Source organism: Fictibacillus gelatini DSM 15865, assembly GCF_000430745.1.
Lineage (GTDB): Bacteria > Bacillota > Bacilli > Bacillales > Fictibacillaceae > Fictibacillus_A > Fictibacillus_A gelatini.
Genome location: NZ_KE387234.1, coordinates 68,296 through 81,092 on the forward strand (window position 1 = coordinate 68,296; position 12,797 = coordinate 81,092).

At 43.3% G+C, this 12,797-nt stretch carries 14 protein-coding genes and 1 pseudogene; 7 read left to right on the forward strand and 8 right to left on the reverse strand.

Features of this window, described 5'->3' with window-relative positions:
* The first annotated feature begins 120 nt into the window (after positions 1–120).
* Positions 121–1,455, forward strand: coding sequence for a glycerol-3-phosphate transporter (gene glpT, locus H538_RS0121955; protein ID WP_026679412.1), 1,335 nt, complete (start codon positions 121–123; stop codon positions 1,453–1,455).
* Between the two features lie 595 nt (positions 1,456–2,050).
* On the forward strand, positions 2,051–2,938 hold the full coding sequence (locus H538_RS0121960; protein ID WP_026679413.1) for a glycerophosphodiester phosphodiesterase: 888 nt from the start codon (positions 2,051–2,053) through the stop codon (positions 2,936–2,938).
* A 147-nt stretch (positions 2,939–3,085) separates the two neighbouring features.
* Here H538_RS0121960 and H538_RS0121965 read toward each other — a convergent pair whose 3' ends face one another.
* Positions 3,086–3,469: a VOC family protein gene (locus tag H538_RS0121965; protein WP_026679414.1), complete on the reverse strand. Its 384-nt coding sequence runs from the start codon at positions 3,467–3,469 to the stop codon at positions 3,086–3,088.
* A gap of 330 nt (positions 3,470–3,799) precedes the next feature.
* Between H538_RS0121965 and H538_RS24815 the strand changes: the two genes are divergently transcribed.
* Positions 3,800–5,107, forward strand: coding sequence for an RNA-guided endonuclease InsQ/TnpB family protein (locus H538_RS24815; protein ID WP_245595300.1), 1,308 nt, complete (start codon positions 3,800–3,802; stop codon positions 5,105–5,107).
* A 202-nt stretch (positions 5,108–5,309) separates the two neighbouring features.
* Here the strand turns inward: H538_RS24815 and H538_RS24820 are convergent, their stop codons facing one another.
* Positions 5,310–5,648, reverse strand: coding sequence for a DUF4306 domain-containing protein (locus H538_RS24820; RefSeq protein ID WP_051291632.1), 339 nt, complete (start codon positions 5,646–5,648; stop codon positions 5,310–5,312).
* A gap of 380 nt (positions 5,649–6,028) precedes the next feature.
* Between H538_RS24820 and H538_RS26875 the strand changes: the two genes are divergently transcribed.
* Positions 6,029–6,187, forward strand: coding sequence for a hypothetical protein (locus tag H538_RS26875; RefSeq protein WP_245595301.1), 159 nt, complete (start codon positions 6,029–6,031; stop codon positions 6,185–6,187).
* A 56-nt stretch (positions 6,188–6,243) separates the two neighbouring features.
* Positions 6,244–6,522: pseudogene (locus H538_RS26880) on the forward strand (EamA family transporter); the annotation flags it as partial.
* Positions 6,523–6,610: 88 nt separating this feature from the next.
* On the opposite strand, the gene H538_RS0121985 reads toward H538_RS26880, so the two are convergent.
* From H538_RS0121985 to H538_RS0121995, 3 genes are all read right to left on the reverse strand, one after another.
* On the reverse strand, positions 6,611–7,321 hold the full coding sequence (locus H538_RS0121985; protein ID WP_026679416.1) for a B3/B4 domain-containing protein: 711 nt from the start codon (positions 7,319–7,321) through the stop codon (positions 6,611–6,613).
* Between the two features lie 46 nt (positions 7,322–7,367).
* The gene (locus H538_RS0121990) at positions 7,368–8,006 is read right to left on the reverse strand and encodes a LysE family translocator (protein WP_026679417.1); all 639 of its coding nucleotides are present in this window, start codon (positions 8,004–8,006) and stop codon (positions 7,368–7,370) included.
* Between the two features lie 62 nt (positions 8,007–8,068).
* Entirely contained in the window at positions 8,069–8,692 is a 624-nt protein-coding gene (locus tag H538_RS0121995; RefSeq protein WP_026679418.1) for an FMN-binding negative transcriptional regulator, read from the reverse strand.
* Between the two features lie 98 nt (positions 8,693–8,790).
* Between H538_RS0121995 and pdxR the strand changes: the two genes are divergently transcribed.
* A complete protein-coding gene (gene pdxR / locus H538_RS0122000; RefSeq protein WP_026679419.1) occupies positions 8,791–10,170 on the forward strand; it encodes a MocR-like pyridoxine biosynthesis transcription factor PdxR in 1,380 nt (459 codons plus the stop codon).
* A 318-nt stretch (positions 10,171–10,488) separates the two neighbouring features.
* Here pdxR and H538_RS24830 read toward each other — a convergent pair whose 3' ends face one another.
* From H538_RS24830 to H538_RS0122020, 3 genes are all read right to left on the reverse strand, one after another.
* Positions 10,489–10,728, reverse strand: coding sequence for a hypothetical protein (locus tag H538_RS24830; RefSeq protein WP_051291634.1), 240 nt, complete (start codon positions 10,726–10,728; stop codon positions 10,489–10,491).
* A 122-nt stretch (positions 10,729–10,850) separates the two neighbouring features.
* On the reverse strand, positions 10,851–11,219 hold the full coding sequence (locus H538_RS0122015) for a (2Fe-2S) ferredoxin domain-containing protein (RefSeq protein WP_026679420.1): 369 nt from the start codon (positions 11,217–11,219) through the stop codon (positions 10,851–10,853).
* 15 nt (positions 11,220–11,234) lie between these two features.
* The gene (locus H538_RS0122020) at positions 11,235–11,435 is read right to left on the reverse strand and encodes a hypothetical protein (RefSeq protein ID WP_026679421.1); all 201 of its coding nucleotides are present in this window, start codon (positions 11,433–11,435) and stop codon (positions 11,235–11,237) included.
* A gap of 153 nt (positions 11,436–11,588) precedes the next feature.
* Here H538_RS0122020 and H538_RS0122025 point away from each other — a divergent pair, with 153 nt between their 5' ends.
* A complete protein-coding gene (locus H538_RS0122025) occupies positions 11,589–12,779 on the forward strand; it encodes a GTP-binding protein (protein ID WP_026679422.1) in 1,191 nt (396 codons plus the stop codon).
* Positions 12,780–12,797 lie beyond the last annotated feature (18 nt).

Here is a 12,797-nt window from a genome sequence, read left to right on the forward strand (position 1 = left end):
TAAAAATGAAGTTAATAAAAGGCCGGAGACTGGAGACAGCCAAAAAGCAAGTAGCGGATTCCGCTATTTTCTTCTGGCTGTCTTTTTTTTCGGTCCATCAATGAAAAGGGGGATGGAAATATGCTGAAAATGTTTCAGCCTGCGCCGCATGTCGACAGGCTTCCGGAGGACAAGATTGACAAAGCGTACAAAAAGCTTCGCCTGCAAGTGTTCCTCGGAATTTTCATCGGCTATGCGGGCTACTACCTGGTCAGAAAAAACTTCACACTGGCCATGCCGTATTTAAACGATATGGGATTCAGCAAAGGGGAATTGGGACTGGTCTTGTCCGCTGTATCCATCGCGTATGGAATCAGCAAATTCGTCATGGGGACGGTTTCGGACCGGAGCAATCCGAGGTATTTTTTGGCTGCCGGCCTTATGCTTTCTGCTCTTATCAATGTTATTTTCGGATCTTTTTCATTTGTCACATCGAGCCTTGCCATTATGCTCGCCTTGAACTTTCTGAACGGCTGGGTTCAGGGAATGGGATGGCCCCCGAGCGGCCGGACGATGGTGCACTGGTTTTCAGTGAGCGAGCGTGGAACGAAAATGGCCATCTGGAATGTCGCCCATAACGTCGGTGGCGGGATCGTTGCTCCTCTTGCGGGTCTCGGCATCGCCATCTTTGTCACCTGGAAAAGCATTTTCTTTTTCCCGGCCATCATTGCATTCATTGTCGCCATCGTCGCCTTTGCTTTAATGAGGGACACTCCGCAGTCAGTCGGGCTACCGCCGATAGAAGAATATAAAAACGATTACCCCGAAAATGACACCGAAGACCGCGAAAGAGAGCTCTCTACGAAAGAAATCCTTTTCCGATATGTTCTTAACAACAAATTCTTATGGTACATCGCGCTTGCCAACATCTTTGTTTATTTAGTGCGCTACGGGGTTTTGGACTGGGCGCCGACGTACTTAACCGAGGAAAAAGGATACAGCCATAACGAGTCAAGGTGGGCGTATTTCCTCTACGAGTGGGCCGGCATTCCGGGAACGCTTTTATGCGGCTGGATCAGCGACAAAGTCTTCAAAGGGAGGCGGGCGCCTGCCGGGATTATCTTCATGCTCGGTGTTCTTGTGGCGGTTGCGGTCTACTGGCTAAATCCGGCTGGACACCCGCTGATCGACAATATCGCTTTGATCGCCATTGGTTTCTTAATTTATGGCCCGGTCATGCTCATTGGGCTTCATGCACTGGATTTAGTGCCTAAAAAGGCTGCGGGCACAGCCGCAGGGCTTACAGGCTTATTTGGCTATTTGGGCGGATCGGTGTTTGCAAGCGTGGCGATGGGTTATGTTGTCGATCTTGCCGGCTGGAGCGGCGGATTCATCCTGCTTATTGCTTCAACGGTTTTATCCATTGTGTTCCTTGCCTTGACCTGGAATTCTGGCAAATCGGGAAATGCGGCCTAATGATTCGACCCTGACGAATGCCTGGCCAGTTGCTTAACTAGTGCCCCTTCTAGAAAAAAGCTTGGGTTTCAGTAATCGGACAGGACACCTCGTTCGATCTGTGAAATGAGGAAAAACGATCACGAATCGTTACATCGTTTAAAATGATTTCGTTCTCGGACAATAAGTGCTTTTATTTGGACAATAAATCATCCGGTTTAGACAATAAAATTTTACTTTTGGACAATAAGTGGAAAAAATACTAAATTTATTGTCCGACTGAGGCCATTTATTGTCCGATAGTATCTACTTATTATCGGATATCAACTGTTTATTGTCCAAATGCCATAAAAATAGACCACATAAAGAAGTTTAAACCTATTTTTTACTTTCATTTTCTTATCAATAAGAACGTTCTCAGCTGAAGGGGCACTAGTTTTCTAGTTTCATTGAAATGGAATAATTCGCCGGCAGAGGCCGCTGGATTTTTCCCGGCCATGCGTTTGACAGTTCTCACTTTACAAAACATTTACGCTTTCTTCACGAGAAACATCCATTGTCTTAAAATCTATCAATTATCCTATAAACGATGTTAATAGAGAGGAGAATTCGTGCAATGAAAAGAATAGTAAGGAGTGTCTTCATGTCAGCGGCCCTTGTTGGAATTGGAGCAGGAGTAGCTTGTAAAGCGGAGGCGGCTGAACCGAACCATCCGTCGCTCAATCCGAACAAAATTTTAAACATTGCCCACCGCGGCGCATCAGGCCATGCTCCAGAGCATACAATGCTATCCTATGAAATGGGGCAAAAAATGAAAGGCGATTATATAGAAATCGATCTTCAAATGACGAAAGACGGAAAACTGATTGCGATGCATGATGAAACATTGGACCGGACAACAAACGGGACGGGCCCCGTTAAGGAGCGCACATTGCAAGAAATCAAGCGGCTCGACGCCGCCTCCTGGTTCAATGAAAAGTACCCGGACCTTGCCAGAGATGAATACGCCGGCCTGAAGGTGCCTACGCTGGAAGAAGTGATCCAAAAATTCGGCAGAGGCGCCAACTACTATATCGAAACGAAATCACCTGAAGTATATCCGGGAATGGAAGAAAAGCTGCTCAGCATCCTGAACCAATACAAATTGACAGGGCCAAATGTTCCTTCCAGCAAAGTCATCATCCAATCGTTCAGCCCAGAAAGCTTGAAGAAAGTCCATAAGCTGAACCCTGCCATTCCTCTCGTGCAATTATTATGGTACGACAGAAATGCGGCCGTCACTGACGCCGAGCTGGAAGAATATAAGACGTACAGCGTCGGCATTGGAATGAACTTCGACAAAATTGACAAAGCGTACGTTCAAAAAGTGAGAAAACACGGACTTCTCATCCACCCTTATACGGTCAATGATAAAAAAGATATGCGCAAACTGCTCGATTGGGGAGTGACGGGAATGTTCACCAACTTCCCTGACCGCCTGCAGGAGGTTTTGCAAGAAAAGTAGAGTACGTGTAAAAAAAGCCCTTTGGCTGGCAATAACCTGGCAGTTTTTGAAGATGATCCTGCATACGCAGGGTCTTCTTTTTTAACGGAAGCGATCAGCAAAAAATCTTATATTCCGGCTGTTAAAAAGAGCAAGTAGACTCGTAGTCTACTTGCTCTTTTCCATAACCGCAAAATAATTGTTTTCGTTATCGGCGAAGTTAAATACCCGTCCGGAAGGCATATTGACAATTTCCCCGACAGTTACATTTTTACTTGCTAAATCGTTGTATAACTTATCGAGATTTTCCGTGAAAAACATTAACGAAGGCGTTCCGAGATTTAATTCAGGCTGCATTTTAGCAACGAGTTCCTTATTGTGAAGAATAATGCTCGTTTCAGCTTCCTTTGTTGGGGCGATTTCAATCCATCTCATTCCCTGGCCGTTATTCTCATCCGAAATCACGCTAAATCCTGCTTTTTCTGTCCAAAAATTGACTGCCCCATCCTGATCGTTGACGTACAACATAATTTGACCAACTTGATTAATCATTCATTTCCCTCCCTGGTTTTGGCGTTATTATTTACTTCTGCAAACCTTTCGGATTATCCTTGTTACAATTCTACTCCGATCAAAAAAAAGCTGATCGTTCAGCTTGATTGACCGTCTAGTGCAAGAAGCAATTACAGATTTTCCGAACGAGAAAGTCCATCGCCTTTAGGCATGGGATGAAAGTGAGGCTTCGATGTGGTCATAGGTCTTTAAACGTTCAATATCTAAATTTTGTTAAAAGGTGTTTCAATTTTTCGATTTTAATGGTAGAATAAAACTGCATACGAATGTCTGTTCCCGTTTGTGGAAATTAAGGGGAGGTGAATCGAAATGTTTGTCACCCATTCCTTTCGGATTCCTTATGACCCATTGATTTATAAACAATTACGGACGATGCAGCGTGAAGCGGCTTCGGTTTGGAATGATATTGTCCGGGAAGCAACGAGTTATTTCTTCACCTATAAAAAATGGCTCAACAAATTCGACATTCAAGCGGTACGAAAAGGCTCCTATAACCTCCATTCTCAAACTGTTCAGGCGATTGTCGATAAATATGATGCTAACCGCCAGACGACCCGAAAACTCAGAAAGACCGATAAAAAAATAAAGTACCCCTGGAAAGAAAAAGATTATTATTGTATCCCGCTCAAACAAGCCTCCATGGACATATCGGACGAAACAATCGGCATCAAAAGAGCAAACTATAGCCTGTCTCTTGTCGACATCGTCACGAAAAAGAAGAAGAAAAACTGGAATGAGAAGTTTCCAAAAAGAAATGAACAAGTGATCATCCCTAACCTCGCAAAAGAACCGTTAACAGATTGCAAATACGCTGAAATCGTTTGGAAAAACGGTTCCTATTGGTTTCATTATTCCGTTAAAGTACAAGAAAAAGACCTTTCTTCCTTGCCCTTATGTCCTGCCGGAGCGGACTCAGGGGAAATCCATGCTGTAACCGTAGCCACCGAAAACAAAGCGCTTGTCGTCTCTGGACGCGCGCCTCGAAGCATCTCTCAATTTCGTGCCAAAGTACTGGCTGATCTTCAAAAGAAAATGTCCCGATGTAAGAAGGGCTCCCGCCAATGGAAAAAATACAATACCGCAAAGAAACGAATCTGCCAGAAATCTAACAACCAATTGGAAGACCTGGAACATAAAACAACGAAAGAAGTCATTCTATTTTTAGAAAAAGAAAACGTCACGAATCTTGACATCGGGCGGGTGGCAGGGATCGAGAAAAACACAAAGAAGGACCAAAAGAAAAAGTCGAAAACAACAAAAATAAGAAGGCAACAGCTTTCCCTTTGGAACCAGGGAAAGATCAAACAAAAACTAACGTATAAAGCTCAGCTGAAAGGCATCAAAGTGGAAGAAACGGAAGAAAGCTATACGTCCCAAACCTGTCCGTTCTGTCACGGGAGACATAAAATCAATGGACGTCCATTCAAATCTTCTGTTCGCCAAACAGAAATTCATCGGGACGTAAACGGTGCCCAGAATATCGCACGTAAAAAGTACCCGATGGAAGTAAGCCACCTCCTTGGAGTCATATTTAAACAACCGGTCTGGTATAAGCGATATGTGAACGAGAATCCCTGTTTTTTTAATAAGACAAGGTCAGGATCGATCAGAGTTTAAAAGTATCGCCAGAAGGATGGCGTAGTAGGCACCGACCTTGCCCACAGGAAGTCGTGTATCGACCTCTTGTGTTGCTCACCCAAGTTCGACCGCTGCTTCTTCTCTGGAAGAAAGTAAGTTGGATGTTTGTGAGAAAGCCCCCACGGTTAGAATCCCACTACTGCCTATGGCAGTAGCTTGCGGCTTTAGCCGTAGGAGTAGGTCAACTTATGATTCTACGTATAATATGCAACGTTATTTTTCCAATCCAGTAAATGATTAATCCCATTAAGAGTAAAAATGATAAAAGGCAAACTGCAGTCATTATCGGTTCACATTTAAATGCATAAATGAATTTATCCACATCATAAATTTGATCGGGTTCGGTTACGCTTTCAGGGGTAAAGACAATTTCATTTCTCCAATCTTCATCAAGCATCAAATAGGAAGATGTCCAGGTAGTGGCGAAAAAGCTAAACGCAAATATCGGCAATAGCATGATAAAAAGAATGAGCCTTGCCACACTCCAGGGGCTCCACGAACCATTTCTATTCATTTCCATCTTGCACTTCACCTCTGGTTTTTCGTTAATTGGCTTTATTGTAAGTGTATAAGAATATCTTTGGAAGTACTATTTTTTCCTAGTACCGATCAAACGTTCTATCGCTAATACCCTATCGACTAAGAACGTTCTTATGTTCAATTCCGCCTAAGAAAAAGAAAGAAGATGAAAGCAAAAAACAGGTTCAAACTTCTCTAGTGGTGTTATTTCATGAATTTTTTTAACTAAATATTTAAAAACATTCAGTTTTCTTGCCTTCAATTTATTTGTATACTACCAATAAAGCAATCCTATTTTCGGATCAAGAGGGGTAATGGGATGAAGACGCAGGCAAAAGCAGATTTGATGATGTTAATCGTGCTCTTGCAGGCATTGGCCTGTTGACGCTAAACCATCAATTGGCGGTTCATTCCGGCGATCTTTTGTGCATCTTATGCGCCTTGTTTTATGCCTTGAACATTATGATGACGGGCAGACTGACGAAGAATGTCGATTCCATCACGCTTGGAGTGGTGCAACTCGGGTTTGCCGCTATGTGAGGCCTCTTATTTTCAACGCTTTTCGAGACGCCTGAGCTTCAGGCACGCCCGGGTTATGGGTTGCTGTATTGGGGTTGGGCGTGTTTTGCAACGCTTTTGGTTTCATCGTGCAAACCGCTGCCCAGAAACATACAACTCCGGCCCACACAAGCCTCATTTTTTCGTCGGAACCGGTTTTCTCAGCCGTTTTCGCTTTTCTATTCGCAGGGGAAATGCTCACAGCAAAAGGGTATGTAGGCTGTCTATTCGTATTATCAGGTGTATTGCTAGCACAAATCAATTGGCAAGGCCCGGCTTATGAAACGCGGGCTAAACAAAAGAAACAATGGGGCTAAGTTGGAGTGAACGGTTCATTCATTCCTCCCGATTCCCCATCCGGTTCACCGAAATTTAAATAGGCTAAATATAGATGGCCATTTTGCCTTAACCAAAGATTGCAGTTTCCCTATTATTTATATCTAGCACTTCAACCTTCACACTACCACCAAGATGATATGACACTAAATCAGACAATGCGTTTAGAGCCATATGAAACTCATCGCTTCTTGTCTCATCGATTAATTCAATGCAAAGAAATGCATTTTTCGTATGTTCCGTCAGCATCGTCCTCTGGGCTTCGCGCCAATTCCAGCATCGGCATATCGCACCGCCATCATCTTTATAAACCATTTCACCTTCATATGGTGGAGCATTTTCCACACTCCCTAATGGAATAAACGGTTCATCACCATTTGCCCGCGTTAGCCGAATATCGCCTACAAAAGTGTCGATATCTTCTCCGCCACACGGAAGCCCATAGCGTAATGAAATTGAATTATAGATGTCAACAAGCGGGTTAATGGTTCCGATAGGATTGCCATTTTTTACTCTTTTTAATAACGCTTCGATGGAACTCCTTGCTCCTTTCTTTGTCTTGAATTTCCGAAAAGCTTCCCGCCAGACGGAGATGACTGGATTCTTGCTGAATTCCTCCAGACTTAAGAATTGATGTGCTTCTTTCTCTGCCTCCCTGAGCAACTTCTCGTAAATTTCAACATCCCTTATTGAATTATCAATCCCCTGGCAAATAACGGTACCTATTTTTGCTTGAGGGAATAATGACCAAAAATCATCTTCAATGATCAACCGAGGCATCAACGATCTCTCCCTTTCATTTTACTTATAGTCCGGGTGTACACGCTTATGTTTTGGAAGGGCTGGCAAAGGCGGAGAACACCCCTAGAACAATATACAAATAACCAGTTATCCGGGACTGTAGCTTTGAACTCACTTTCCTGTCCAAAATCCGCTTTCTAATACTTGCTGCAAGAGCTGCATACAAACTATCACTTATAAAAGCCAGAATAATAAATATCATTCCTAAAAGCAAAAACTGCACTGGGACGGAACCAGCAGAAGGTGATATAAATTGCGGAAAGAAAGCTAAGAAAAAGAGTGCCGTCTTAGGGTTCATTATTTCCACGAGCGCTGATTGATAAAAAATCTTTATTAATTTTTTGCGAGGGGCTTTTGGAATTTCTGAAGCCGTAGAATCAGATGCAGAAAATAACGTTTTGCACCCCAGATAGATCAAATAAGCGGCCCCCAGGAATTTAACGATCGTAAAGGCTGTTGCTGATGTCATAAGGATCGCAGAAACCCCGATGGCTCCAGCTAAAACGTGGACAGAACCGCCAAGAGATACGCCAAGAACGGATACCAGGCCCGCTTTCTTTCCTTGATCGATGCTTCTTGCCATAATATAGAGTACAGCTGGTCCAGGTATGATTAACAATGTAGCCGCAGCAATGACAAATAGCCAAATTGTCGAAAACTCCATAAAATCCAACTCCTTGTAGTATTTTTGCAGATGATTTATTTCAAGAAACAGGAGTAGGCCCATTATTTAAAAAGTTCTTTCCGCTTTTCACGCATCCACCGGGCAACCTGAATTTCCCCTTGTTCATTTGATTTTTCAAGCTCTGTAACGATCGATTTGTAATCGGTGTCACTGCGATTCTGGCTCATTTTGGCTGCAGCTTGAATATCGGTGATTTCAATTTCAAAGCCAACGATTCCTTTCATTTCACTCTCAAGCAACTCTGGATCAAACGTGTCCCAGAGCCGGCCATTTTCCCGGTGAGATTCATAATGTTGAAGCATCGAATCCAGAGCCGATCTCAACTCATCCCCACTAATCACACGAGCGGTCCCATATGCATGTACAGCGAGATAATCCCATGTAGGAACCTCTTCAACCTCATACCAACTTGATGAAATGTAAGCGTGCGGCCCTTGAAAAATAAGCAACACTTCACGATTAGGATCCAACGTTTTTTTCTGCCTGTTTCCGTATGCAATGTGCCCGGTCGCAAAGATTTTCCCTTCCTCTTCACGAATGTCGAGCGGAAGGTGGGTAGCCAACGGGCGCTCTCCATCAACCGTAACCAATAAGGCAAACGGATTAGATTTCATCATTTGAACTGCTTCATTATGATCCATACGGTAATACTTAGGAATATACACAATCATCATCCTTTCAACTTTTTAAAAATAGTACTATACACTCTGACATGAAAAAAGGTACAATATTAAATAAATATACATGTCAGAAGGGATCGTAAATGAAAACGACCATTTTTAGACTCAATGATGACTCTCCCAAATACAAACAAATCTATGAGCAATTTAAATTATTTATTGAGCAAGGCGACATAAAAGCGAACGAGCAATTGCCCTCCATTCGCCAGCTCGCAGACTCTCTTCAAGTAAGCCGAAATACAACATTAATGGCTTATGAACAGCTTGTAGCTGAAGGGTATATTCGCGGGGAAGGACGAAAAGGTTATTTTGCAAATGAGCTAGAACCTCTGATCTCTCAGGAGGCATTCATCTCTCATCCTAAAAAACAGACAGAGGCCAAGAAACCTCCGATCGTTAATTTCAGGGCAGATAGCGTTGATCAAACACATTTCCCGCTGAAAATTTGGAGAAGAATCGCCAATCATGTTTTAACTTTGCAGGAAAGCTTTCGATACGGGGAACCATTTGGGGAAGTAGCCTTGCGCGAACAAATTTCCGCCTATTTATTTCAATCACGTGGAGTGAAAACAAATGCTGATGCAATTATTATCGGAAGCAGTACCCAACAAATGCTTGTCTACCTTGGGCAAATCCTGAAGGATGAATTCCGGAGCATTATCGTTGAAGACCCTGGATACGACGGCGCCAGGGAAGCTTTTCAATTCCATCGTTTCACGTTTGAAACGTTGCCGGTTGATGAAACAGGCGCTGATCTTTCACGATTAGAACAAATGAAATCACGGTTAATCTATGTCACCCCTTCCCATCAAAGTCCAATGGGAGCAAGTATGTCGATCGGGCAACGGCAAACGCTTATTCATTGGGTGAACAAGATGCGCGGGTATATTATCGAAGACGATTATGATAGTGAATTTCGCTATACCCAACAACCATTTCCCGCTCTTGCCTCCATTGATTCAGCAAGAGTCATTTATTTAGGGAATTTCTCAAAGTCATTTCTTCCAGGAATCCGTTTAAGCTATATGGTATTGCCGGAACCGCTTTTAGAACGTTATAAACTTCAATTCCGTTATTTCGAAAGTACCACTTCCATTCTTAGCCAGCTCACCATGGCTAAATTTATGGAGGAAGGAGAATGGAATCGCCACATTAAACGCATGCGTCTTGTTTATAAACGAAAAATGCAGCACTTAGTTTCTGAACTAAGAAAACAATTCGGACAAACGATTTCGATTATTGGCGAGCAGTCTGGTTTGTACGTATTAATTAAAGTACACTTGAACCGCTCTGAAGAATGGCTAATCGAGCGTGCTTCTTCATATGGCGTTAATGTGCGTCCCACCTCACTCTATTTCGTAAAAAACAATACCGATCAACCGATGATTAAACTTGGATTTAGTCACCTTTCTTTTGATGAAATTGAGCTTGGTGTAAAACTCTTAAAAAAAGCCTGGGTTTAAAAACGCTCAGGATAGTAAGAAAAGTCTTCAACAAACTTTACTTTTAGAAACCGATTTTTTCTTTATCGAAGGAAAAAATCGGTTTTTCCATGGCTAAGTTCGTTTTTTTAGAAAGAGGGCTTTTCGTCTTTGTATATTTGGACGGAAGCTTTCCCGCTTTTAGGGCAAGAGACGATTGAAATTGGATAATCGCGCGAAAGGCTTTCATACGGTATTAAGAACAGCCCAATCTCTATCATTAATAAAATTGGCAAGGGGAAGTTGCTTCTTTCGATCACAAAAGAACAAGCCGCCTGGTAAGGGAGGGACGATCGGCCTTCAACAGAATTGGGCGGCAATTTCCGATTGAAATTCATCACCTAAAATGACGGCTTTGTAAATTGAATGTCGTTCACCTTTCATAATTTCATAGCCTGATGCGCCATGGCCATCTTCTTCTAGCAACTGATGGATTAGCCTGCCGCTTTCGTTTGTTTCTTCCGTGTATGTGTCACTGGGGGTGATAATCTTGCACCGAACAACTTTGGGCGCCTCTTTTTTATAGTCAATGGCACTCATTTTTCCTCCCCTAATGATGCCGAAATACTTCACACGTCCTTCGCCCGGGACTCGCGTGTCGAAATTAATTTTATTCCGTCTATGGGATGCAGCTGAAGGCTCCCGCTGTTCACACAAGAGATTTATCGATATTTTTTCACGCCTTTAATGATGTTGTTTTCTTTATTTCTCACAAATTGATGATGCTGGTATGAATGGCTGATTTTCTTATCTAATGCTGCCCCGCTTGCGATCGATTGCACGAGGGCTTTTGCATCCCCGGGCTTGATATCCTTATACCAAATCCCTTCTGGATAGACGATTGTCACACATGCATCATGACACCTGCCATTGCACCTCGTTCTTGTCGTATGAATCACCTCATCAAGACCCCGGCGGTTTAACTCTGCCCTGATCGCGTTGGTTACTTCATCTCCTTGATTGCGCAAGCACGATGCACCATTGCAGATGAGAATATGGTGTTTTAATTCAGAAAAATCCCAGGTAGCCATTGTTACCTTCCTTTCTTATTCATTCATGGATAAAACGTCGACAATATGCAGCTCTTTTTTACCATAGGACAGATGTTGATCAGTTGCTTGTTTTGGCTTGCTGCTGGCGGCATCGCAGCCAGTCATTAAGGCCGAACAAGCCAAAAGGATATAGTTTCTTTTCAGTTCTTTTCTCCATTTCCTAAAACATAAATCGTAATGATTACGATTTATCAAAAATACTACTACCTTATTTGTTGATAAGTCAAGAAAAATATTTTTTCCTTTTCGATGCGAGGCTTACGGAAAAATTACGCTTTTCTTTTTTTAACGGTTTATGCTATTGTTAAATCGTAATGATTACGTTTTATGGATAAGGAGTGTTTTACAGTGAAAAAAATTCCCGTAACGGTCCTGAGCGGTTATCTCGGTTCGGGAAAAACAACTTTGCTCAATCACATTTTAGCGAACCGCGAAGGGCTTAAAATCGCGGTCATCGTCAATGACATGAGCGAGATCAATGTTGATGCGGCTCTTGTGAAACAAGGCGGGTTTTCGCGAACAGAGGAAAAGCTGGTCGAAATGCAAAACGGCTGCATTTGCTGCACCCTCCGCGAAGACTTGATGAAAGAAGTCGAAAAGTTGATCAAGCAAGGAAACATTGATTATATCGTCATCGAATCTTCTGGAATAAGCGAGCCGATCCCTGTGGCGCAAACATTTACATACATCGACGAGGAATTGGGGATCGATTTGACCAAATCATGCAGGCTGGATACGATGGTCACGGTCGTCGATGCCAACCGTTTTTGGGATGACTTTGCATCCGGAGAAAGCTTGCTCGACCGAAAGCAGGCGGTGAACGAGAATGATGCCCGCGAAGTGATCGATTTAATCATTGACCAAATTGAGTTTTCCAATGTGCTCATCCTCAATAAAACCGATTTAGTCGAGCAAGAAGAAGTTGACCGGCTGAAAGGGGTTTTGCGGAAGCTGCAGCCTGAAGCCAAAATCATCGAGACGGCCTTTGCAAACGTTCCATTAAAAGATGTTTTGAATACAAAGCGGTTTGACTTCGAGCAAGCGAGCCAGTCCGCCGGATGGCTAAAAGAGCTGAACGAGGAACATACGCCTGAAACAGAGGAATTCGGAATTTCATCTTTCGTTTACCGGAGAAAACGGCCATTCCATCCTGAGCGTTTACTTGAATGGCTCGAAAATTGGCCGGAAGATGTCGTCCGGGCAAAGGGCATCTTCTGGGTGGCCACACGGAATAATATGGCCGGGCTGCTATCGCAAGCAGGAACTTCCATCATCATCCAGGGCGCAGGCGAGTGGCTTGCCGCCTATCCAGAGAATGAACGGCAAAAGCTGCTCGACGAAGACCCCGAATTGCAGAAAAACTGGGACGAAGTATATGGCGATCGCATGACTGAACTCGTTTTCATCGGCCTCGACATGAACCGACAACAGGTTGAACAGTCGCTCGATAACTGCCTTTTGACGAATAAAGAAATGAGCGGTGATTGGGACAAGCTGTCCGATCCGCTGCCCCAGTTTGCCATTGGCACAGAACAATAAACATAAGCTCCCTTTCAG